Raw genomic sequence first — 23,288 nt, 5'->3', positions numbered from 1 at the left:
CGAGGGTATTTAGAAATTTACAATAAATTTTTCTAAATCTTTTAATACTTTTATGTAAGAGGTATGTAAACATTTAGAATTGAAATTAATAAATGGTTATGTCGGTGTCACTGTAATGGTGGCACCGGTATATGTTAGATGAGAGGTAATTTGATGCGTGAAATAAAATTTAAAGCATGGGATGATGAAAACAAAATAATGTATTCGCCAGACGAACTTGAGCAACAAGGTGCTTCGGAACTAGACAAGACTATCTATGGTTATCTTTCGTTTGGTACAGTTTTGATTTATGATTTTAAGAATCCTGATGAGCCAGTAGAATTAGTCCCACTACAAAGTACTGGTTGGTATGATAATGAGCAAAATGAAATATTTGAAGCTGATATTGTAGAGGGAGATAATGGGATTTACCAGATAATGTGGAGCGAAGAAATTGCAGGATTTGTACTAATTGGCAATGACGGCTCTATTGCAATGGGTGGTCCGTATATGTCAGAAACATTTAAGTTAAAGGGAAATATATACCAGAATCCGGAACTTTTGGATTTTAGTGTATAATGTGAAGCGTATGATGTTGGATATAAAAGACAAGAATTTTTTTGAAAAAGCAGATGGGAAATCTGTGGATTTCTATTTGGAAGATGATATGTTTGAAATAGAAGGCAAAATATCAGTTGAGGGGGACGACAGATTTATTATGGTTATAGATGCTGTCAGCCATATGCTGAAAATTGCCGGTGAAAAATTAAAAATTGGAGAAAAATATGGAAGACTTACTGCGTCGAGGATAGAGGACGGTAAGGTTTTCGATTTGGAAATAAATAGGGTGTTTGTACCATTGGTTAATCCAAACAAAGAGGATTTTGAAAAAGAATTTGCTAATGGTATCACTCAGTTTTTTAATAAGCCAGACGATACTTTGGTTTGGTATGATTCACAAACAGAAAAATGGAATATGGAAGTCAATAAGATAAATATGTTTTGTAGTGGAGATAGATATGAATACAATTCCATTGACGAAATGTTTGAGGGTGCAAAAGAGTATTTGAATGGTAAGTGGCAGTGCATTTATTTCAGCGCTGAAGTAGAAGAAGGCGAAGGAGAGTTTTATAATGGGTAAGCATATTGTAGAAAAAAACTATCATCGTTTGGATCCAGTTGGTCAAGATGATATGTGTGCAAATTGCTCAACAGCATGTAAAACTAGTTGTAGCAGGAAATTGGCACAGTCAGTGGGAAATGATATTAGCTATATAATTGACGAACCTACTGATAAAGAGGTAGTTATCGATAGGCTATATGATGTAATCATTAAAGACGTCGACAGTATACCATGCGATCTAAAAAATCAAAAATTAGTTTTTGATGTAAATGGGAAATTGATTGAGGGCGAACTAAAAACACCTTGGAGAATGGATTGGATTTATTCTGTAATTTCAAATTTCCTATCTGAGGATTCTCATTTGTCTGGAACGAAGAGTGTGAGATTTAATAACCCTGAGGAGGATGATCAGATTATTGTCTGTGATGTGGTTAGCTATATTCATAGAAAATAGTATGGTTTGGAAAAGGTAGTCGATATGAACAAGGATTTTATTTTTCCAAAGGATTACTGTCCTACAAAATATGAATGTATGGATATACTTAATAGGTATCAAACTCCTGAACACGTGCAATTACATTGCTTTGCTGTGGGTGAAGCCGCAAAATCTATAGCGATTGAATTGAACAAAAAGGGTTTGAAAATAAATTCTCAGCTGGTAGCAGCTGCTGGATACTTGCACGATATAGCTAGAGTTCATAAAAATCACGAGAAGGTTGGTGCTGAATACCTGTATTCAATTGGCTTGGAGAATGTAGCGAAGGTAATAAATGACCATACGAAACACAAAATCAACACAGATATATTCTCTTTAGACGAAGAAGATGTATTATGTATTGCAGATAGAGTGGTTTTGCAAAGTAATTTTGTTGGACCACAAAGGCGAATGGAGTACATTAAGAGCAAGGCTTTGAAAAAATACGGACAGGAAAGCGAGGATTTTTTGGACAGCATTATAGAAAAGTTTGTGAGATTTATAGCAGAATTGGAAGAATTTATAGGTGATGAATTGTATAATATTATTCCTGATGAAATTAAATGATAAATTTATATTTGAAAATAATACTACTAAAAAACTGCCATATTCTGTGGAAACAGAAATTTGACAGTTTTTTTAATAGTATTTATAAAAATTTATATATAACCATTTAGCCCACGAATTGATATTTCTCCAGAAAATACTGTCCTTATAATACCCATCTGATCTCTAACGATTAGATTTCCATTTTCATCTATGTTTTCAGCAAATACTTTTTCTTTTTCGCCATTATTTATTAAGTATATTTCTTTTCCCAAAACTGCGGAGTAATCTCTCAGTGTTTTTCTTGTTTCTACTATAGAATTTTTCCTGAATTCTGAATACAACCTCTCAAATATTTCAAAGAAATCCTTTAATAGTTTTTCTCTTTCTATTTCAAACCCTTCATTTTCAATTGAAGTTGCAACATTAGATAGTTCGTCAAAGCTCGTTTTGTAAAGATTAATGCCGATTCCAACGACAATAAAGTTGATTCTGTCTATTTCGGCATTCATTTCAGTTAAAATTCCGGAAATTTTCTTTCCGCCTACAATAATGTCATTAGGCCATTTTATCTTTGCTGGAATATTGTTTTTGTTCAGTGCGAGGCATAATGAAGCACCAGCTATTTGTGTCAAAAAACTCGCCTTTGAAAGAGGTATTTCTGGCTTTAATATTATGCTGAAATAAACTCCAACATTTTCCTCAGAAATCCATTTTTTTCCCGTTCTGCCTTTACCGTTTGTTTGCTCATTAGCCAGTACAACAGTACCCTCCTCTGATTTTTCTGCAATTTTGTTGGCATAGGTGTTTGTAGAATCTATGGTTTGAAAAAAGAGAATGTTCTGAGCAAGATATTTCGTATTTAGACAATGAATAAATTCGTAAGTCGAAAAACCACTATCTTCCACTGATTTTATCAGCTTGTAGCCAGAACCAGATTTTGATTCAATCACATAGCCTTCTTTTTTTAGAGAGTTAATACCTTTCCAAACTGAAGCTCTTGAAACTCCAATTTCATCTGAAAGGGATTCTCCAGAAATATATTTATCCGAATTTTTGAGTAGTGCTTCCATTATCAAGTCTTTGGTATTTTTCATTTAGTAATCAGCTCCTTTAGTAAGTATTAGTCTAGTGTAAAAATGTTAATAGATACTTTATTTTAGTCTATTTAATTGATAAAAAAATCATAAATATTTTTTATACCGTTTTCTTTATTATATCATATTGGATTGACAATTATAACTTTATTAGAATACCATATTAAAGAATTTGTGTTTGAAATGAAGATTTATGAAAATTTGGTAAAAATATTATCGTGTCAAAAATCTGAACAAATAAGTCAAGATGCTTGCTATTGTTAGGTTATGATGATAAAATAGTACTGTTATAGGTTATTTTGAAATAATTTGAGAGGAATTGAAATAAATATGTTATTAGTATTAGATGTCGGGAACACAAATATGGTTCTTGGCGTATACCACGATAAAAAGCTTATTAGAGATTGGAGAATAAATACCGATCTTAATAAAACTTCTGATGAATACGGAGTCATAATAAAAAGCTTGTTTGATGCGAGTGAACTGTCTTTGGGTGTAGTTACAGATGTTATTATTTCTTCAGTAGTTCCCGCTGTGATGCATTCTTTGGAGAATTTTTGTAGAAAATACTTCAATATTACTCCATTGATAGTTGGACCTGGAATAAAGACTGGTCTTAATATTAAATATTATGATCCCAAAATGGTAGGGGCTGATAGGATAATAAATGCAGTGGCTGGGATATCTAAATATGGAAGCCCGCTGATATTAATCGACTTTGGAACTGCCACTACTTATTGTGCGATTTCTGAAAAAGGAGAGTATCTTGGAGGTGCGATTTCTCCTGGTGTGAAAATATCGAGTGAAGCATTGTTTCAAAAGGCATCAAAGCTTCCTAGAGTTGAACTAATAAAACCAGAGACTATAATATGCAAAGATACTGTATCATCAATTCAGGCTGGCGTTATTTATGGTTATGCTGGTCAGGTTGAAAAGATTGTCAAGATGATGAAGAATGAATTGGGCAATGAGGATACATTTGTAGTTGCTACTGGTGGACTTGCAAATTTTATAGCTTCTGAGACGAATGTGATAAATGTGGTTGATCCATATCTTTCACTAGATGGATTGAGATTGATTCACGAGAAAAACAAATAAATTGCTATATGATTTTATGGGTGATGATCGTTAATGTAGAAATATAAAATTTTATTGATGATGATTGCTAATATAAAAGTAGAAAAATATAAAAGAAAGAGGTATTGATGAAATTTAGAGATTTTGAAGTATCAAATGAGGTATTTTTGGCACCGATGGCTGGAGTAACTGATTTGCCCTTCAGATTAATCTGTAAGAGATTTGGCTGTGGATTGTTGTATACTGAGATGATAAATGCAAAAGCTCTATGCTACGATGATGCTAACACAAAAAAAATGCTGAATATAATGGATGAGGAGCATCCTGTAGCAGTGCAAATATTTGGCTCTGAGCCAGAGTTTATGGGAAAGGCAGCAAAAATACTCAACGACTATCCTAATGAGATACTAGACATAAATATGGGATGTCCTGCTCCAAAAGTTGTGAAAAATGGAGATGGCTCGGCATTGATGAGAAACCCTGAATTAGCCAAGAAAGTATTGAGCAGTGTGGTTGAAAACTCCTCCAAGCCGGTGACCCTGAAAATAAGGAAGGGTTGGGATGATAACTCTGTAAATGCTCTTGAAATTGCTCTTATAGCTCAGGAGGTAGGTGTGGATGCTATAACGATTCATGGTAGAACTCGTGAGCAATATTATGCGGGGAATGCTGACTGGGACATAATAAAGCTGATAAAAGATAATTTGGATATACCTGTTATTGGAAATGGTGATGTTACAAGTATCGAGGATGCAATTAAGATAAAGAATGATACTAACTGTGATGCAATTATGATTGGAAGAGGTGCTCAAGGCAATCCTTGGATTTTTGAAAGGATAAATCATTATTTAAAAACAGGAGAAATATTGCCACCGCCTACTACAGACGAGAAGATTGGAGTGGCTATTGACCATATGAAATTGGCTATAGAGGAGCATGGTGAGTATGTGGCAGTTAGAGAAATGAGAAAGCATATTGGCTGGTATTTAAAAGGCATGAAAAATTCGGCTAGAATAAGAGACAAAATAAATAAGCTGGAGGATCCAGAAGAAGTGATAAAAACGTTAAAAATATTGACAAATAGTCAATTTTAGCATATAATATATCGGATATTTTAGTATAGGTACGGAGGTATAACATGGAGGAAAATAAGAGCAAAGAGTTTATTCTTACTCAAGAGGGTTTTGATAAATTAGAAGAAGAATTAGAAGTATTAAAAACGACTAGAAGAAAAGAAGTTGCAGAGAGATTGAAAGAAGCTATTTCTTTTGGTGACCTTTCTGAAAATGCAGAATACGATGAAGCTAAAAAAGAACAGGCTACACTTGAAGAAAGAATAATAGTTCTTGAAAATATGATTAGAAATGCTGTTATTATAGATGAAAACAGCGTAGACTTGGATGTAATAACAATAGGGTCAATTGTAAAAATTTATGATGAAGAATTTGATGAAGAGATAGAATATACAATCGTTGGTAGTGCAGAAGCAGATCCATATGAATTTAAAATTTCAAACGAATCTCCAGTTGGAAGAGCTTTGTTAAATAGAAGTGTTGGAGATATAGTTGAAGTTACTGTTCCTGATGGAATAATAAAGTTAAAAGTACTAGAGATAAAGAGATAGTATTATGGAGGGAAAAATGGAAAATAACAAGCCAGAAAATGTAGAAGAAATTAATCTGAGTGAAGTATTACAGGTAAGAAGAGACAAGCTAAAAAATCTTCAAGAATCAGGTAATGATCCATACAAGATAAGTAAATATAATGTTACACATCATTCAGATGAAATAAAGAATAATTTTGAAGCTCTTGAAGGAAAGCAAGTCTGTGTGGCTGGGCGTATTATGTCAAAAAGAATAATGGGTAAGGCTTCATTTATGCATCTTCAGGATCAGAATGGAAGAATACAGGTTTATGTAAAAAGAGATGACGTTGGTGTTGACGACTATAAACTATTCAAGACTTATGATATGGGTGATATAGTTGGAATAGAAGGTTTTGTGTTCAAAACAAAAACTGAAGAGGTTTCTATTCACGCAGAGAAGATAGTTTTATTGTCTAAATCACTTCAAGTATTGCCTGAAAAATATCATGGATTGAAAGATATAGATTTAAGATATAGACAGAGATATGTGGATTTAATAGTGAATCCAGAAGTAAAGGAAGCGTTCTTAACAAGAACAAAGGCTTTGAAAGCACTGAGAAATTATTTGGATAATTTGGGATTCTTAGAAGTCGAAACTCCTATACTAAATACTATTGCAGGTGGTGCAAACGCAAGACCTTTCATAACGCACCACAATACACTGGATATACCGATGTATTTGAGAATTGCAAACGAGCTATATCTAAAGAGATTGATAGTAGGTGGATTCGACAAGGTATATGAAATGGGAAGAATGTTCAGAAATGAAGGTATGGACATGAAGCATAATCCAGAGTACACTGCGATTGAGCTATATCAGGCATATGCCGATTATAAAGATATGATGGAAATTACAGAAAATGTAATATCTCATATGGCAGAGGTTGCAACAGGTAGTATGAAGGTTAATTATCAGGGTACTGAAATTGATTTTACTCCTCCATGGAAGAGAATGACTATGGAAGAATGTGTTCTTGAGCACACTGGAGTGGATTTTTCAAAAATAGATACTGATGAAGATGCTTTGGCAATCGCCAGAGAAAAGGGGATTGAAATTACTCCTGGAATGAGACGTGGAGAGGTAATCAATGCTTTCTTTGAAGAATTTGGAGAAGATAAATTGATACAGCCTACTTTTATAACTCATCATCCAGTGGAAGTGTCTCCGTTGGCAAAAAGAAATGTGGAAGATCCAAGAAGAACGGATAGATTTGAAGCTTTTGCAAATAAATGGGAGCTGGCCAATGCGTTCTCAGAATTAAATGACCCAATCGACCAAAGAGGTAGATTTGAAGATCAAGAAAGAAAGAGAAAGCTTGGGGATGATGAGGCATTTGAAATGGATGAAGATTTCTTGAATGCATTGGAAGTTGGACTACCTCCAACTGGTGGTCTTGGAATAGGAATCGACAGAGTGATAATGCTACTTACTAATTCACCATCTATTAGAGATGTGCTGTTATTTCCTACAATGAAGCCTATAGGCAAAAAAGATGAGGAAAATCAAGACTTGTAGGACTTCGTAAATCAAAAAGACAACATTTTTGACACAAAGAGTATTTAGTAGTATGGAATAATGGGTTGTTCGTCTGATAAATCACTTGAGTTTTCGTCATTGAGGTGATTACACCTACGCAAATTAAAAGCGAATTCATGGTCAAAAAATAGCGTTAAAGTGGTATGGATTTATTCATGCCACTTTTTCAAATATAAAAAAATTTTCTTGAGGTGATTAAAATTAGATGGATAACGAAGATTTTTATCAAGAAACATTGAAGCAACTGATAGGATATAAAGTTTTTAGATATAAGAAACTGGTTGATGAAAATATGGTAAATTACATATTAAGTTTATATCAATAAATTATGTAGCTATTGAAAAGGAGAACAAATTGAACGATAATTATATTCGGAAAGTACATATTGATTGGGATATAATTCCCAAAGATTCGTATTTAAGAAATATAGATGCATTAAAACATCTAGAAGATTTTAGTTTTAATAATAGAATTACTTTTTTTGTTGGTGAAAATGGAACTGTTTATAAATAATCGAGAAGTATTTTTGAATAAATTACTTAAACTTCGCACATAGATTTTAGTTATGCACCTCGAATAAGAGTTAGTGTAAAATAAGTATGGAGTTTTTGAAATAAAAAAATAGAGCAGTAATTGACATGCATTAATTTATGCGTTATATTTAAGTCAATAATAGAATTTGCTAATCTTGGCGATATTTAATTCTTTATTTGATATAAATTCTAGGTGTGAAAAATTGGTAGGGAAATAATTAAAAAAATAGAATGGGGGAGTAAAAATATATGCGTTTTGTATTAAAATATATTCGTGGTAATAAAATTAAATCGTTTTTTATTTATTTTTCTTTTTTAGTTTGTATTGCTATTATTATAATTTCTAACTCTCTAATAGAAACTATATCTAATATAGAAACGCTGCAAAAAAAATATCAGAATAGTCCATACAACATTATAATAGCTAATTCAAATTCCAAACAATATTCTAATATAGAAAAAGATAAAAATATTAGTAATTTAGGCTTAGAAAATTTTATAGGAGTATCGAAGGATGAAAAATATTTATATCAAGTAATTGGAACTAATTATGATAACTTATTATCAACATCAAAATTTATTGTTGGCAACTTTTTCCAAAAGAAAAACGATATCATTTTAGAAAAGTGGACATTAGAATATTTGGGTTTAAAGCCAAATATTAATCAAGAAGTGAATGTTGTTTATAAAAATGAAAAAGGGAATATAATAAATGAGAAATGTAATATTTGTGGGATAATCAATGATATACCTGCAAATAAAAATATTGGACTAAAAGTCATATATAAAGATATTAATTTTAATAAAAGTAACAAATTCAAAATAAAATTAGAATATAAGAAAGGGACGGATTTATATTCAGTTTTGAATAGATATGAGAAGAAATATGGAATAGATAAAAGAAATATTATTATGAATGCGTCTTCACCAGAAGAAATGAATGAGAATTTAAGCACTTCTCTGGATATCAATAATATTTTTAAAGGAATAGTTTTTTCAATATTATGCATATTAATTATTTATTCTATTATTAATATGAGTATTCGAGAAAGAATTAAGATATATTCGCTTATAAAAGCATTAGGTGCAAATAAATTTTTTGTATTTAAGAGCATTTTGTATGAATTGATTATGCTATATATATCTGCTATTCCATTAGGATTTTTAATAAACGACATCTTTACCAAAGCCGTTGTTAGAAAAATAAAATTCATCAATACAGAGAATATATATCTACATAATAGTACTGCAAACCTAAATTTAATTGTTAACAATAAACAGATTTTTTTAAGTCTTTTAGTAATGTTATTATTTGTAGTTATTATTTCTTTCCTTATTTATATAAAGATTAAAAATAATAATATAGTCTCTGGAATAATAACTAGTTATAATTTGAAGAAAAAATATAAATTTACTAGGAATATATATCTAAATTATATTATTAAGGATATATCTACAATATTAATTATGGTAGTAACGCTATCCATGCTATCCTCTTATTTTTTGCTAATTCGATTTAATGATTTCTTAAGTGCAGAACAAGAAAAAATGATGGTGTGGGATATGTATTCCTATTCTGACATAAAGGTTGCGGCAACAGATAATAATTTAAATAAATCAATATCAAGAGAAGATTTAAATAAACTTAAAAAAGTTGATGGTATAAAGAGTATCGATCATAGCAGATTAATACCAGGAAAAATTATACTTCAAGATCAATGGAAAGTAAACAATAAATACTTTTCTAATCTCAATGAAAATTCAAAGGATAATTATTGGAAAGAGTATATGGGAACAAATAAAAATCTTCATAAAAGAATTGTTAAAGGAAGTGTAAGGGCATATAATGACAATTCTTTTAAACAGTTGAAGAATTTTAAAACGAGTGGCAATTTTAATCTAGAAGCTTTGAAGAAGGGGAATAATGCAATTCTAGTAATACCAAAAACAGATAAAAATAATTTTAAAAATCTTCCTTATGGAGAAAATGTAATAGACATAAAGGTTGGAGATACTTTGAAGATTATGACTCCAAAGTCTAAGATTATTGAAAATAGTTACTATAATTTAAACGATGATTTTAATAAATATAAAATAAATCAATTTAAAGTTGTGGGAATAGCATATGGCTCATATTTTGAAAACACTAGAGAAAGAACTAATCCATCATTGAATATAATTATAACAGATAATAAGTTCAATGATATATACAAAACATATGATTATAGAAATTTGAATATATATATGTCAAATGGATATAACATAGACAACTTGTATAAAGAGGTTGATAAAGTTTTTATTGGTAGAAAAAACATAATAACAAGAAATGTAAGAAGTGAAACTAATCAAATAAGTCAAATTAATAGTAGAAAAATGGTGTTCAGTATATCCGTTATTGTATCTTTAGTTGTAGCAATATTATTTTTTGCAGCTAATAGTATATCATCACTATATGAGATAAATAAAAATGATATATTAACCATTAGAAAATTAGGTGCTAGTAAAAAGCAGATATATAAAATATTGATATTAGAATGGATACTATTGTCTGTTTTATTAATATTAGGGACATTTGTTCTATCTAAATTATCACAAGATTTTGTGTATTACAGTAGAGGTATTTCCTATGAGGGTATAAAAAATATATATAATTATACAAATTTCATAGGTATATGTTTAGTTAATATTATACCACTTTTACTTGTATTATTTTATAAAACTAATAGGAGTAAGAACTAAGTATGAAAAAATTGAAAGTAGCTATAATAGATACAGGGATAAACCTTGGACATATATTTTTTAAAAACCAGCATTTGAAGATGAAAGTTCAAAGAAAAGATTTGAAAATGTATGTAAATACATAATAAACAACTGGGAAGGGATAGTGAATAGAGATATACGTTAGAAGTGCCAGGAAGCTGTACAGAGGGTCAAATAAGTCATGTATTATCAGAACGATTTAGTAGGCCTCCGATGGGATGGGGAAAAGAAACACTTGGAAAATTAAGCTATTTAAGAGTGTATAAGAAGAATGGGAAAAAAAATAGATAAAAGAATTTTTGAGGGAAAAAAATAAAGAATTAGAAAATATTGTAGATAGAAGAGGAAAAATAACTTGGGATATCTTCGATAATCCAAACTTCATCTTCGACGAATCTAGTCCATCATAAAAAGTAGTTAAATCAATAGGAGGAACGAAAATTAGCTGTTTTGGAAATTAGGATGAAAAAACTCCATAAAAAGTTGACACTACATTTTTAAAAAAAATATTGACAAATATAAATTAATATGATAAATTAGCGTCAAAATATAGATTGCTTAAAATTTATTTTATTCTATCGTAATTTGTGATAAGGAGGAATAAATATGAAAAACAAGATTGTAGGTTCGTTAGTTTCTGTGAGCATATTGATTTCTATGGTTTCTTTTTTTTCTATTTCCTATTCTGATGAAATAGAATCTCGTGAAACATTAAATCAAAGCTTGGACACATCTGAGGTATATAAGTATGAAAAGCAAAGAGATGAACTATTAAAAGAAAATCTAACCTTATATGATATTGGTAAAAAATACAATATTTTATGGGATGAAGCTTTTAATCGTGAAGATGGTTTGGTTTCATATTTTGATAAAAAGTATCCTAATTTATCAGATGTAGATAAGCTGAAAATGCAAATTTCTTTATTAGAATATTTAAATAGGTCAAAAGCATTAATAGATTTTGATGGAGGTTTCGTTGATACAGTTTTTAAGGAAGCTCAGCTTAGTAATTATCTGATAAATAATAAAAAAAATGGTCAGGTTTCAAAGAAAGAAAATATTAAATTTTTATCTGAAAATTTGAATGATTTAACTAAAAATGTGGATTTTGATAAGATAGATTTACTTGATATAATGAGTCAGATTATTTCATCAAATTTTTCTGATTAAGATATTAAGAGCTTAAATGATAATGAAAATACTTCAAGAGATTTAAAAAATTTAATTAGTGATAAAGAAAACAGTATAATTAATACACCAGTTTTAAGAACTACACCATCAGCGCTATTAAAAAAAATGGATAATCAAACACTTTGAGGGAAACTCCAAAAACTTTGGGGGACAACTTTGAGGGTTTGGCTAAAATAAAAACAGAAAAACATCGGTTTTTGTAAAAAAATATATTTTAGTGTTTTAATTTTGAGAAATTAATCAAAAAAATGATACTTTATTATCTTAATAACCTGCATTTTTGCAGGTTATTAAGTAATTTAGGGATAAATCATACTTTAGTTAATAATATAAATATATTATATATTCCTTCTTTTATATTTTCCACGTTTTTTACCAGGTGATCGCCTAATATCCTTCATTTTAAGAGAACAATTCCTGATAGTGGAATTTTCATTTTCAGAGAATAGAAATCTATTTCTAATATGTGTAAAGCCATTAAATCCTCTTGAATGCCTCTTTAAATCCTTTATTTTTCTATTCGTAGCTTTGCATAAGGATTATCTTTCTTCAATTCAAACAGCCTATCTTGATAAATATCATTATATTTCCTGTATAAACCCTTCAAATATGTATCAATCTTTAGGATTAACATTTTTTTACATAGTTAAAATATGGTTTATACATATCACAGATTAGATATTCAACATTACCATTTTAAAATGGGATGTCTAACTCTTCGAGTTCTAATTCCCTTATAGTATATTTTTGTATTGCAAACCGGTCAGTACTTCGGTGTTACAGCTTTTTCGACAGTTATTATATACTCATTATTAATGTCGTCAAAATCACGTTGATAATTAGTGTTTTTGTCTTTATTTAATATTATTTCTATGATATTATTGTTCATGAGAGGTCCTTTCTTGATTTATCCAAATTAAATATTAAGGCAGGACAAAAGGGATGGCAACTATTATTAATTAGAAGCAATCCCTTTTTTATTTTGAAGAATGAAATTGTGATAGAAATCCTAATGTGCCGTTTGTGACACTTTTTATACCATTCATAACAGATTGATAATTTACTCTAAAAAAAATAGTATAATAATTTCAGCAAGATTTTTGGAAATCGATTTTATCGGAGTCTTGTTTTAAAAATAAGAAAGGACATAAATCTTATGAAAAAGTTATTAAAGGCATATTTAAAAAGTAATATAAAAATTATTTCACTTGTAATATTTATAATGAGTATATCAGTTGCTGGTTCATTTGCAATAATGCTATCAGAGCATAGTGAATATATAAACCACTACCAGTTTCAAAAAAAATATAGTTCCTTATATGGCTGTAAAGGAGAAAGTATTACAAGTGAAGAATTGAAAAAAATTAGTAACACCGATAATGTAAAAAGTATATTTTATGCCTTATCGTTCGAAAATTTTGTTGATGAAAATAATGGAAAAATTACTGAGATTGAAGGTTATAATAAGAGTATTCTAGATTTAAATAAAATTAAATTAATAGAGGGTAAGTATCCATTAAATAAAAATGAAGCACTAGTTTTTAATATTAATAATAAATATAAGGTCGGAGATGTTTTAAAAGGTGACATATATTACAAAACAAATGACAATGGCGTTACCAATTTACATAAAAAGAGCGTTAAGATAAAAGTAGTAGGGATTTTAGATAATAAATTAATGAGATATACTTCAAAAGACAAGTATTTTGTAAATCTCGATAGTGATATAATTTCAGAAAAAAACAGGTTATTCAAGGTATTTATTAATTTTAATAGTGAATATAAAAATTTGGATTATGAAACTAACAAACTAATTGCTCTATTAGGCATAAATCCAGAAAAATTAAATTTTAACAGAGATATTTTACAGACGACTACTTTCATAAGTAACAGAAAGCTTGATAACCCAAGATTTGAAAATCTCGTTTTTTCAGGAATTATATTTAGTACAATCACTATGATTATTTATTCAAAAAAAAGAATTGATGATATGAAATTGTTGAGAGTCGTTGGAGGAAGTAAAAATCAAATAATGCTATTGCTGGCATCTGAAGGCATTGTTATAGGTATATTTGCTTTGTTAATAGGAACAATTTTGGGATTGCTTTTATCATTATTTCTAATTAATAATGCTAACTATACATTAGCGAGTTCAGATTTGTTTAAAATAATACCTAAGCATATTCATTACGATATTTATTTTTCTATATATACACTTAAGATAATTACGATACCAGCTTTAATTGCCTTTATCTACCAGTTATTAAAAGTCAATCGTGGAATGGCTGCAAATAATAAAAGCTCTATTGAAAAAATGATTGATAGAATAATAATGGTTTCTTTAATTAATAGGAAATCTGTGATAAGAAAAGTTTCTAGTATTAATTTAAGAAAATATATCGTTTATTTAATTGTTCCGGTAATACTTTTGGCATTACCGATATCAAATTATATTTATGTGAAAAATGCGTATGAACATAGTTATAGTAATGCAAGCCAATCTGGAATATCAACGATGTATGCAAATAGAAATTATTCAATTAATAAATATGATTATTATATTCCAGATTATGGTTTTACATCTAATGATATATTGAGAATGAGCAAATTGAGGTCAATTAAAAATTTATTACCTATAAATAGTTCTAATATTATTTATATAAGTAAAGGAGGAGAATTTAGCAAATTATACAACAACGATTTCAATAGAAATAAAGAGTTTGAGTTTTCTTTATTATGTTTTGACAAAAGTTATTTAACAAAAAATAGTATCATATATAATACGATAAAAAAGGATGATAGTAACTTCCCAAAGGTATATTTGAAAGATAAGTTCTATTATAGATATAATAATAAATATGAAGATATATACACAAAAATGAATGCTGGAGATTATATTACCCTAAGGATACCGATTAAAAGAGGTGATAATATTAAATATAGTGATATTAAAGTTCAAGTTGCTGGATTTGTTGATTCAGCAAAATTAAGTACATATTTGAGAAATAGAGAATTGGTAGCGGGTATTTACATTGAGCCAAAAGAATATGAAAAGATGTATGGATACATACGATACAATAGTATTTCTTTTGATTCAGATGATAATAGGAAAATAATTTATGAAAATTTAAGAAAATTAATAGGCAGTGAGTATGAATTTAATGATATAAATAGTGAAAGAGATGAACAAAACCGTGAAAAAGAGATTTTTTTTGAAATATATACAAATTTGATTTATACTGGCTTGGTATCAGTATTTTCAATTTTCTCATCACTGAAAATAATATTTTTAATGAGAAAAAATGAAAATTTAGTGATGAGATGTGTAGGGGCTTCAAGAGCTACTGTAAGAAAAATGTATATTTTAGAAGGCTTGAAATATGGGCTTATCTCATCAATTATTACTTTATCATTAACACTGTACAAAATACTGGACGATTATTTATTTTTGAAAAAAGTTTTTAGTAATACAGAGCTATACATAAATTATTATAAATTAGTAGTACTCTCTTTTGTTCCTTTTATAATATTTTTTGGATGCTACTTTATAGCAACGGCTGAAAAATACAGAGAGTTTTCGTACCATAAATAATTTTAATATATAAAAATATAAAAAATAAAGGGAGGGATTGATTTGAAGAGTTTATTTGCAAAAAACTTAAAAAAATATTATGGGAAAGATAGTAATCTTGTAAAAGCACTAAATGATGTTAGTTTAGAAATTGAGCCAGGTAAATTTATGGCGGTCGTGGGGACAAGTGGATCTGGGAAAAGTACTTTACTACATTGCTTAGCCGGATTAGATAAACCAACAGATGGAGAGGTTATGTTGGGTGGCAAGAATATATATCGCCTAAATGATGATGAATTATCAAAAATAAGAAGGCAAGAATTTGGCTTTATATTCCAGAGCTTTAATCTTATTCCGGTTCTTAATGTCTACGATAATATAATATTGCCAATACAACTAGATGGTAAAAAGGAAGATAAAAAATATATCATGGATATAATCAAAAAGGTTGGTTTAGAAAATCAGCTCAAAAAATTTCCAAATGAATTATCTGGGGGACAGCAGCAAAGAGTTGCTATAGCAAGGGCATTATCAAACAAACCAGCTGTAATATTTGCTGATGAACCAACTGGAAATCTGGATAGCAAGACTACAGAAGAGGTAATGAGGCTTTTAAGAAATACAGTAAGCGAATTAAATCAAACATTAGTTATGATTACTCATGATGAAAATATTGCAAAACAAGCGGATAGAGTTATTACGATAAGTGATGGAAAAATAATAAAAGATGAAAGAAAAAAATAAAAACATTAGTCCTGAAAATTCTTGAAAATTATTTATATTAGCGTTAATATATTATGTAATATATAAATAAGAGGAGGTATTTTTATGACGATGACAGCAATATTAGCATTTGTATGTGTTCTTTTCTCCATGGCTATAGGAGATGTTGTGTCTGCAAAAACAAAGGCCTTTGTCCCATCGGTATTTGCAACTGCGATTATTTTTTTAGTTGGATTTTGGTTTGTGTTTCCTAAGGACATGATTACAATAGCCACGCTTGGGCAACCTGTTGCCGGATTAGTTATGTATTTGTTGATAGTGCATATGGGAACATTGATGAATATCAAGGAGCTTATTGCACAATGGAAAACAGTACTCATATCACTTGCAGGTATAGTTGGTATACTTGCTATTTTGATGACTGTTGGTGTAATGGTGTTGGGTAGAGATACGGCAATAGTTGGAGCGCCTCCTTTGACGGGTGGTATTGTCGCAGCGATACTTATGAAGGAAGCCGCTGAATCTGTGGGTAACACAAATTTGGCTGTTGTTGCAATTCTTGTTTATGTAGTACAGGGGTTTGTGGGTTATCCTTTAACTGCAGTTTTACTAAAAAAGGAAGGAAACAGACTTCTTGAGGGTTATAGAAAAGGAGAGCGTGAACAAATAAGCTCGGTTAGTGATGACCAAACTATCAAAAAAACGTTGATCCCACAGCTACCAGAAAAATATGATACGACATATATGGTGTTGTTAAAGTTGTCTTTTGTTGCATGGTTGGCAGATATATTTACGAAGTTTATCAATACTAATGTATTTAATAATCCAAAAGCATTATCGCCACTTGTAACTTGCTTGGTGTTTGGCGTTATAGCAGCGGAAATAGGTTTGGTGGATAGAAAGCCTTTGAATAAAGCAAATGCTTTTGGATGGACAATGACCTGTTTGATGGCATTTATTTTTGAAGGCTTGAGTAAGGCTACTCCGCAAATGTTGGCATCTGTTGCAGCACCACTTATTGGAATAATAGTAATAGGTGTAGTTGGGTTGGTTATTTTTGCCTTTATTGCAGGAAAACTATTGAAGGAATCAAAGTATATGTCGTTGCCAATAGCTTTAAATGCTTTATACGGATTTCCTCCAAACTTTATTCTAACAACTGAGGCTATTAAATCTTTGACGGATGATGAAGATGAAATTAAATATTTGACAGATATTATGATGCCAAAGATGTTGATAGGTGGATTCACTTCAGTTACAATTGCTTCAGTAATAATAGGCGGGATTTTCGCCGGAATGTTGGGATAGAATTAACCAATTTTTGTAATGTAGCATATTGATTGTGTGATTTTATGATTATGGATTGGAGTTGATATTATGGATATAAAGAGTATTTCTGATAAATATAGAGATTATGTAGTAGAAAAAAGAAGATATTTTCATATGAATCCGGAGCCTAGTTTTTGTGAATTTAATACTTCAAAGGTTGTGCAGAGTGAACTAGATAAGCTTGGGATTGAGTATGAGGTTGTTTGTGATGTAGCAGTGGTTGCTAGAATAAAGGGTAAAAATGACGGAAAGAAGATTCTTTTGAGAGCTGATATGGACGCACTTGAAGTTGTTGAAAAAAATGATGTTGTCTACAAATCTCAAAAGGAAGGCTTAATGCATGCTTGCGGTCATGATGGACATACTGCAATGTTGCTAGGTGCTGCACATATATTAAATGAGGTAAAGGATTATTTTGATGGAGAGGTAGTCCTATTTTTCCAGCATGCCGAAGAAGTTGCAAAGGGTGCAAAGGACGTATTGGATAACTACCCATTATTAGATGGAGTGGAAGGTGCTTTTGGTATTCATCTTTGGCAAGGTGTTGAGAGTGGTAAAATTTCTCTAGAATCAGGTCCGAGGATGGCGGCGGCTGACTTTTTTAAAATAACTATAGAAGGAAAGTCAGGTCATGGGTCTATGCCTAGTGACACAATAGATGCAGTTGTTGTTGCATCATCAGTTGTTATGAATCTTCAACACTTAGTTAGTAGGAATACTAATCCTCTAGATTCATTGGTGGTTACAATAGGAAAAATGGAAGCTGGGACTAGATTTAATGTAATAGCAGGCGAGGCTGTTTTGGAGGGTACATCTAGATCCTTTAGTGATGAAGTATGGAAAGGTATACCAGAGAAATTAGAAAGGGTAATAAAAGGTACTTGTGATGCTTATGGTGCAAAAGGCGTTCTTGAAATGGATAGAGCAACACCACCATTGGTAAATGATGGAAAAATGTCTGACATATTAAGAGATTCTGCTATAAAATTGTATGGAGAAAGCTCTATTGTTAAGTATGAAAAAACTACCGGTGGGGAAGATTTTGCGTATATTTCCCAGAGAGTACCAAGCGTATTTGCCTTTGTTGGGATTAGAAATGATGAAAAGTGTATTAATGCGGCACATCATAATGATAGATTTGATATCGATGAAGATTCCCTTCAGATTGGAATGAACCTATACGCTCAATTTGCAATAGATTTTTTGTCTAAATAGATAGGCGCTTTTGTTGTAGAAGATAGCGAGCTTGATTTTTGACTAGAAAGACCCCCAAAGGTTAGGATTTAATTCTAACAATTGAGGGTCTTTTAAATTATCGAATAGTAATCTATTTATATTATTGCAACATAAAAAGCGATGAGTTAATAGAATTATTAAAAATATTTTATTTTATAATCTCCTGTTGATGTGTCAATAATAATTTCACCTATTTTTCTTGAATTTCTTGCTCTTTTATCCAGTTTAGTATTTGATGTTTTATAAATTTCCGGACCAAGAGAATCTACAAAGATATTTTCATCAATAATAGTTTTCAGTGTTTTTTTATAAAATTCTTTACTATCTATTGAATCATAGTCTTCAAATTTACGTGATTCTTTTTCTTCAAATAGGTGAAAAGTTATTTTTTCACTCATCATAAAAGTGGATAGCATCACATCAGTGTTATTGTTATCTGCTGACATAACATATTTAATGGCATTATTATCAGTTCCGTTGCCGACATAATATTTTAACTCAATTTTGTTACCTTTATCATCGGAAGCGATAACAAAAGGATGTGAAGAGGATTTTTTGTTATTAGAATATTGATAAAGTACAGCTTGGGCTCCAAGCTTATTATAGGATATATTCTTAAAAATGAACTTATTATCTGAGCTGGTAAAGACAATACCTTTTCTGATTTCCTTTGTATCAGTACTTAACTCTATATTTTTATTTTCTATTTTAAAACTTATAAATTTATCTTTTTTAATGATAATTTTGTCGGAATCTGTAGTCTTATTTAAGGCTTTTATATCATTATTTTCAATATATTTTTTCATAGCATTTGTGAGTACATTTTTACTGTAACTTTCCACATGGATTCCGTTGGTGTTAAATGTGATATTATCTATTTTTTCGTTATATCTTTCAGATAAATCTATAATTATATTGTGTGAAAATATTTGGTATCCGTCGTCGGTATTGCAAATGAATTTATTATTCTCGCTCATACCACTGTCATTTCCAAGATGTTTGCCATTAATCAGAAAATCTATACCATTTAAAGATACATAATGTATGACTGTATTTTTATCATAGGGAATAGCTATTAGTGTGTTGACATATACCTTATGAGAATCCACCAAAATTTTATCCACTTTAATCCTATACTTTTCTATTTTTTCAGAATTTCCCATGTATTTTATTGAATATTCGTCTGAAGAACTAGATGTTTGAAATACTTGGCTCAGTGATAATTGTATATTGTCTATGGTATTTTGAATAAAAGCATATACACTATTATTACCATGAATGTAAAAAGCCGCAATTAATGATGCCACCAGAGTGCCAATTATTGCAATGTTTTTTTTAGTAGTTTTGTTTTCGTTCCTATTTTGAAAATATTTGTTTTTGCTCCTAAAATCTTGGAGTATTCTATTTCTTTGTTCAGCAGTTAGGGCAAATTTTGAATCATCATTTTCTAAGAAATTTTTTGAATCACTATCTTTTCTTGTTTTATTGTATGATTCAATTTCGTCTAAAATATTGTTAAGATGGTTAGTTTCATTGATAAGTTTGTATATGTTTTTATTGTCTTTCATTTGATTCATCTCCTGTTATTCTTCTAAAATTTACTACATTTTTTAACTTGCGTTTTATTTTCTTTTTTGAGTAAAATAGTTTGTTATAAATCTCTTTACTAGTCAAAGATGATTTTACAGATATTTCATCAATTGAAGCTCCTTCCAAATACCTAGATATGAAAATTTCTTTTTCCATTTCAGATAATGGAGATAAAATTTGTTCAAGTTCCTTTTCTATTGAACTATGTATTTTTTCTAAATTTTCATCAGTATATGATAAATTTTCGTTTGACCATGTTGATTTACTTAAACAATGATTTTTATTGATAGTATAAATCTTTCTGAGATAGTCTACTGTTTTGTAACGTGTAATACCGATAATCCAATTTTTAAGGCTACTTTTTTTATAGTCATAAGATGAAATATTTGTCCAAATTGCTAAGAACACATCATTTAAACATTCATCCTGCAGGTCTTTGTGTGCATTTAGTTTATATGTTATGATCTTTTTGACTAATGATCCATAACAATCAATTACTTCCACCAAAGCACTTTCGTCGCCATTTAAAAGTCTTTTATATATGTCCTTATCATCAATGTTTTGCATTTTCATCAGCCTCCCTTCTACGATAATATTCGTATGGTGGTTTCTATTTTTCTTAAAAAAATGAAATAAATTTGTCGGAATAAAAGATTTTCTACAAAAAATAGCCCTAAAAAGCTACTTATTAATCTATTTACAATAAGTATAAATAAATTAAAGTATAGTTTTGGGCTATATGTAAGTGTTATATAAGTGTTATATGAAATTCTTAATATATTTTTCTAGTCTATTTATTCCTTCCATAAACTCTGATTCATTACAAGCATAAGATATTCGTATGTATTCATCGATACCAAATGCCTTTCCAGGAACGACTGCAACTTTTTCTGCTTCTAGGAATTTCTCGCAAAATTCAACAGAAAAACTTTCTTTGTAGTCAAAATTCTTCTTTATATTGGAAAGATCAATAAATATATAAAATGCTCCAGATGGCTCAACATAACTAATGCTGTTTATTTTGTCCAATCTATCAGTTATTAAGGTGCATCTTTTCTTGTATGTTTCAACCATATGCTGCATATCTTCCTCACACTCTAATAGTGCGCCAAGACCAATGTATTGAGCTGTAAGTGATGGATGCGACACTATGTGACTTTGGATTGTAGACATACCTTTTGCTATCTCTGTATTAGAAGCGGTATAACCAAGTCTAGTACCAGTCATAGCAGCACACTTTGCAAAGCCATTAATAGTTATAGTGATATTTTTAATTTCTTCGTTTAATGAAGCGATAGAAACGAAAGAATCGTTAAACCTAATTTTCTCGTAAATTTCGTCTGCCAAAATATATATACCTTTCTGTAAACAGAAGCTTGCGATTTCGTATAATTCGTCTTTTGTATATACACAACCAGTTGGATTGGAAGGGTTTGTAATTACAATGGCTTTTGTTTTCTCAGTTACATATTTTTTTATATCCTCGACTGTTACTTTGAAATTATTATCCTTGCAAGTAGGAACTTCTACAGGAACAGCATTGGTAATTTTAATAATCTCAGAATAACTAACCCAGTAAGGTAATGGCAACAAAACTTCGTCGCCTGGATCTGTCAGTACTAAAATAGCATTTGTGATTGAGTTTTTAGCACCACTTGAAAGAACGATTTGATCTGGAGTATATGAGATATTATTTTCTCTGTCTAATTTCTTACATATTTCTTTTCTTAGTTCAATTAATCCAGGAACAAGGTCGTATTTTGTTTTATTTTCATCTAGTGACTTCTTTCCATATGCCTTTGCTTTATCTGGTATAGTGAAATCAGGTTCACCGATGCTCAAATTTATAACTTCAACACCGTTTGCTTTTAATTCTTTGACTTTCGAGCTTATTGCAACAGTGACCGATGGAGTCACGTTTTTTAATCTTGATGATAACATATTTCTCCTCCTAACAATGTTTTGCCTATGTTTATTGTGTTTATGATATATAAACAAGCACGCTTTTAATATATGATATGTAAAAAGATATCGTTGCTATATGATAATATATAATTATGTAGAGATATATCATTGATATACGATAATACATAATATGTAGAAACATATCATTAACACACGATAATACATAATATGTAGAAACATATCATTAACATACGATAATACATAATATGTAGAAACATATCATTAACATACGATAATACATAATTATGTAGAAACATATCATTAACATACGATAATACATAATTATGTAGAAACATATCATTGACATACGATAATACATAATTATATATTAATATATATATTAATATATCTATTAATATATAAAAAGATATATTTATCATACGAGAATATATGTACATATCATATATATTACATTATTTATAGTATTTATTTTATAACAACGATGAAGTTTTGTATAGTGAAATTAGATTGAAAATTATCATAAAGAATATTAAAATACGAACCTTATTATAAAAATAAGGGGAAAAAACGAAGTAATCTTGAAAATAACGAACAAAAAAATGATAAAAAAGAATAATATTTTGATAAGAAAAAAAGTAATAAAAAAAATGTAAAAAGTTATTGACAGTCGGAGTGTATGATGATATTATATTACTTGTCTTTAAGAAAAACTATATTTCTTTTACTAAAATTAGTTAGAAAATGGAAAAGTAAAGAAAAAATAAAAGTATTGACAGAGAATAAAAAAAATGATATAATTTTCTAGTCGTAATTTTATAAGACAAAAATGAACTTTGAAAATTGAACAGCAGGTTAATTCAATAAGCTCAAAAGAGCAAATTGATTAATCGTTTAAATAATAATAAGACTATGTAAGTTTTGTTAGAAATTTAAACCACAAACAAACCAAG

Annotated in this window: 21 protein-coding genes; 16 read left to right on the top strand and 5 right to left on the bottom strand. The window is 29.6% G+C overall.

Annotated features, from left to right (window positions below):
• Window positions 1-153: 153 nt before the first annotated feature.
• From FYJ71_RS07290 to FYJ71_RS07275, 4 genes are read left to right on the top strand one after another with little or no spacing between them, the layout of a single operon-like run.
• Entirely contained in the window at window positions 154-558 is a 405-nt protein-coding gene (locus FYJ71_RS07290; protein ID WP_154538155.1) for a YopX family protein, read from the top strand.
• A gap of 10 nt (window positions 559-568) precedes the next feature.
• Window positions 569-1,120, top strand: a complete 552-nt coding sequence (locus FYJ71_RS07285) for a hypothetical protein (protein WP_154538153.1) — start codon at window positions 569-571, stop codon at window positions 1,118-1,120.
• The gene (locus tag FYJ71_RS07280; RefSeq protein ID WP_154538151.1) at window positions 1,113-1,556 is read left to right on the top strand and encodes a hypothetical protein; all 444 of its coding nucleotides are present in this window, start codon (window positions 1,113-1,115) and stop codon (window positions 1,554-1,556) included. The genes FYJ71_RS07285 and FYJ71_RS07280 overlap by 8 nt, the downstream gene beginning before the upstream one ends.
• A gap of 24 nt (window positions 1,557-1,580) precedes the next feature.
• Window positions 1,581-2,144 carry an HD domain-containing protein gene (locus FYJ71_RS07275; protein ID WP_154538149.1) on the top strand — a complete coding sequence of 188 codons (564 nt, stop codon included), beginning with the start codon at window positions 1,581-1,583 and terminating at the stop codon, window positions 2,142-2,144.
• Window positions 2,145-2,236: 92 nt separating this feature from the next.
• Here the strand turns inward: FYJ71_RS07275 and FYJ71_RS07270 are convergent, their stop codons facing one another.
• The gene (locus tag FYJ71_RS07270; protein WP_154538147.1) at window positions 2,237-3,220 is read right to left on the bottom strand and encodes a biotin--[acetyl-CoA-carboxylase] ligase; all 984 of its coding nucleotides are present in this window, start codon (window positions 3,218-3,220) and stop codon (window positions 2,237-2,239) included.
• A 330-nt stretch (window positions 3,221-3,550) separates the two neighbouring features.
• Here FYJ71_RS07270 and FYJ71_RS07265 point away from each other — a divergent pair, with 330 nt between their 5' ends.
• The 8 genes from FYJ71_RS07265 to FYJ71_RS07235 all read left to right on the top strand — a co-directional run bounded on the left by FYJ71_RS07265 (window position 3,551) and on the right by FYJ71_RS07235 (window position 11,942).
• Window positions 3,551-4,318 (top strand): type III pantothenate kinase, encoded by a 768-nt coding sequence (locus FYJ71_RS07265; RefSeq protein WP_154538145.1) that lies wholly within the window; start codon window positions 3,551-3,553, stop codon window positions 4,316-4,318.
• 107 nt (window positions 4,319-4,425) lie between these two features.
• A complete protein-coding gene (gene dusB, locus FYJ71_RS07260) occupies window positions 4,426-5,391 on the top strand; it encodes a tRNA dihydrouridine synthase DusB (protein ID WP_154538144.1) in 966 nt (321 codons plus the stop codon).
• 44 nt (window positions 5,392-5,435) lie between these two features.
• A complete protein-coding gene (gene greA, locus FYJ71_RS07255; protein WP_154538142.1) occupies window positions 5,436-5,921 on the top strand; it encodes a transcription elongation factor GreA in 486 nt (161 codons plus the stop codon).
• Window positions 5,922-5,937: 16 nt separating this feature from the next.
• Window positions 5,938-7,458, top strand: a complete 1,521-nt coding sequence (gene lysS / locus FYJ71_RS07250; RefSeq protein ID WP_154538140.1) for a lysine--tRNA ligase — start codon at window positions 5,938-5,940, stop codon at window positions 7,456-7,458.
• Window positions 7,459-8,261: 803 nt separating this feature from the next.
• Window positions 8,262-10,751 carry an ABC transporter permease gene (locus FYJ71_RS07245; RefSeq protein ID WP_154538138.1) on the top strand — a complete coding sequence of 830 codons (2,490 nt, stop codon included), beginning with the start codon at window positions 8,262-8,264 and terminating at the stop codon, window positions 10,749-10,751.
• Between the two features lie 2 nt (window positions 10,752-10,753).
• Entirely contained in the window at window positions 10,754-10,876 is a 123-nt protein-coding gene (locus FYJ71_RS10010; protein WP_235899100.1) for a S8 family peptidase, read from the top strand.
• 43 nt (window positions 10,877-10,919) lie between these two features.
• Window positions 10,920-11,063 carry a hypothetical protein gene (locus FYJ71_RS07240; RefSeq protein WP_154538136.1) on the top strand — a complete coding sequence of 48 codons (144 nt, stop codon included), beginning with the start codon at window positions 10,920-10,922 and terminating at the stop codon, window positions 11,061-11,063.
• Between the two features lie 315 nt (window positions 11,064-11,378).
• Window positions 11,379-11,942, top strand: coding sequence for a hypothetical protein (locus tag FYJ71_RS07235; protein WP_154538134.1), 564 nt, complete (start codon window positions 11,379-11,381; stop codon window positions 11,940-11,942).
• A gap of 784 nt (window positions 11,943-12,726) precedes the next feature.
• Here FYJ71_RS07235 and FYJ71_RS10065 read toward each other — a convergent pair.
• The gene (locus FYJ71_RS10065; RefSeq protein WP_268878340.1) at window positions 12,727-12,852 is read right to left on the bottom strand and encodes a hypothetical protein; all 126 of its coding nucleotides are present in this window, start codon (window positions 12,850-12,852) and stop codon (window positions 12,727-12,729) included.
• Window positions 12,853-13,119: 267 nt separating this feature from the next.
• Between FYJ71_RS10065 and FYJ71_RS07230 the strand changes: the two genes are divergently transcribed.
• The 4 genes from FYJ71_RS07230 to FYJ71_RS07215 all read left to right on the top strand — a co-directional run bounded on the left by FYJ71_RS07230 (window position 13,120) and on the right by FYJ71_RS07215 (window position 18,801).
• Window positions 13,120-15,555, top strand: a complete 2,436-nt coding sequence (locus FYJ71_RS07230; protein ID WP_154538132.1) for an FtsX-like permease family protein — start codon at window positions 13,120-13,122, stop codon at window positions 15,553-15,555.
• A 42-nt stretch (window positions 15,556-15,597) separates the two neighbouring features.
• Window positions 15,598-16,278: an ABC transporter ATP-binding protein gene (locus FYJ71_RS07225; protein ID WP_154538130.1), complete on the top strand. Its 681-nt coding sequence runs from the start codon at window positions 15,598-15,600 to the stop codon at window positions 16,276-16,278.
• 90 nt (window positions 16,279-16,368) lie between these two features.
• Window positions 16,369-17,565: a hypothetical protein gene (locus tag FYJ71_RS07220; protein ID WP_154538128.1), complete on the top strand. Its 1,197-nt coding sequence runs from the start codon at window positions 16,369-16,371 to the stop codon at window positions 17,563-17,565.
• 69 nt (window positions 17,566-17,634) lie between these two features.
• Window positions 17,635-18,801 (top strand): amidohydrolase, encoded by a 1,167-nt coding sequence (locus FYJ71_RS07215; RefSeq protein WP_154538127.1) that lies wholly within the window; start codon window positions 17,635-17,637, stop codon window positions 18,799-18,801.
• Window positions 18,802-18,959: 158 nt separating this feature from the next.
• On the opposite strand, the gene FYJ71_RS07210 is transcribed toward FYJ71_RS07215, so the two are convergent.
• From FYJ71_RS07210 to FYJ71_RS07200, 3 genes are all read right to left on the bottom strand, one after another.
• Complete coding sequence (locus FYJ71_RS07210) at window positions 18,960-20,390, bottom strand: hypothetical protein (RefSeq protein WP_154538126.1); 1,431 nt, start codon at window positions 20,388-20,390, stop codon at window positions 18,960-18,962.
• Window positions 20,377-20,979, bottom strand: a complete 603-nt coding sequence (locus FYJ71_RS07205) for a sigma-70 family RNA polymerase sigma factor (protein WP_195836915.1) — start codon at window positions 20,977-20,979, stop codon at window positions 20,377-20,379. The genes FYJ71_RS07210 and FYJ71_RS07205 overlap by 14 nt, the downstream gene beginning before the upstream one ends.
• Before the next feature lie 192 nt (window positions 20,980-21,171).
• Window positions 21,172-22,353, bottom strand: coding sequence for a pyridoxal phosphate-dependent aminotransferase (locus tag FYJ71_RS07200; protein WP_154538124.1), 1,182 nt, complete (start codon window positions 22,351-22,353; stop codon window positions 21,172-21,174).
• Window positions 22,354-23,288: the final 935 nt, after the last annotated feature.

The organism is Peptostreptococcus porci, assembly GCF_009695815.1.
GTDB classification, from domain to species: domain Bacteria; phylum Bacillota; class Clostridia; order Peptostreptococcales; family Peptostreptococcaceae; genus Peptostreptococcus; species Peptostreptococcus porci.
Note: the sequence above shows the minus strand (reverse complement) of the source record. Positions and strands in the feature narration are given on the sequence as shown.

Coding starts and splice junctions, on each gene's coding strand:
- FYJ71_RS07275 (WP_154538149.1), top strand. CDS start 1,581: ATGAACAAGGATTTTATTTTTCCAAAGGATTACTGTCCTACAAAATAT.
- FYJ71_RS10065 (WP_268878340.1), bottom strand. CDS start 12,852: ATGAACAATAATATCATAGAAATAATATTAAATAAAGACAAAAACACT.
- FYJ71_RS07215 (WP_154538127.1), top strand. CDS start 17,635: ATGGATATAAAGAGTATTTCTGATAAATATAGAGATTATGTAGTAGAA.
- dusB (WP_154538144.1), top strand. CDS start 4,426: ATGAAATTTAGAGATTTTGAAGTATCAAATGAGGTATTTTTGGCACCG.
- FYJ71_RS07265 (WP_154538145.1), top strand. CDS start 3,551: ATGTTATTAGTATTAGATGTCGGGAACACAAATATGGTTCTTGGCGTA.
- FYJ71_RS07205 (WP_195836915.1), bottom strand. CDS start 20,979: ATGCAAAACATTGATGATAAGGACATATATAAAAGACTTTTAAATGGC.
- FYJ71_RS07285 (WP_154538153.1), top strand. CDS start 569: ATGATGTTGGATATAAAAGACAAGAATTTTTTTGAAAAAGCAGATGGG.
- FYJ71_RS07245 (WP_154538138.1), top strand. CDS start 8,262: ATGCGTTTTGTATTAAAATATATTCGTGGTAATAAAATTAAATCGTTT.
- FYJ71_RS07235 (WP_154538134.1), top strand. CDS start 11,379: ATGAAAAACAAGATTGTAGGTTCGTTAGTTTCTGTGAGCATATTGATT.
- greA (WP_154538142.1), top strand. CDS start 5,436: ATGGAGGAAAATAAGAGCAAAGAGTTTATTCTTACTCAAGAGGGTTTT.
- FYJ71_RS07210 (WP_154538126.1), bottom strand. CDS start 20,390: ATGAAAGACAATAAAAACATATACAAACTTATCAATGAAACTAACCAT.
- FYJ71_RS07200 (WP_154538124.1), bottom strand. CDS start 22,353: ATGTTATCATCAAGATTAAAAAACGTGACTCCATCGGTCACTGTTGCA.
- FYJ71_RS07270 (WP_154538147.1), bottom strand. CDS start 3,220: ATGAAAAATACCAAAGACTTGATAATGGAAGCACTACTCAAAAATTCG.
- lysS (WP_154538140.1), top strand. CDS start 5,938: ATGGAAAATAACAAGCCAGAAAATGTAGAAGAAATTAATCTGAGTGAA.
- FYJ71_RS07230 (WP_154538132.1), top strand. CDS start 13,120: ATGAAAAAGTTATTAAAGGCATATTTAAAAAGTAATATAAAAATTATT.
- FYJ71_RS10010 (WP_235899100.1), top strand. CDS start 10,754: ATGAAAAAATTGAAAGTAGCTATAATAGATACAGGGATAAACCTTGGA.
- FYJ71_RS07290 (WP_154538155.1), top strand. CDS start 154: ATGCGTGAAATAAAATTTAAAGCATGGGATGATGAAAACAAAATAATG.
- FYJ71_RS07280 (WP_154538151.1), top strand. CDS start 1,113: ATGGGTAAGCATATTGTAGAAAAAAACTATCATCGTTTGGATCCAGTT.
- FYJ71_RS07220 (WP_154538128.1), top strand. CDS start 16,369: ATGACAGCAATATTAGCATTTGTATGTGTTCTTTTCTCCATGGCTATA.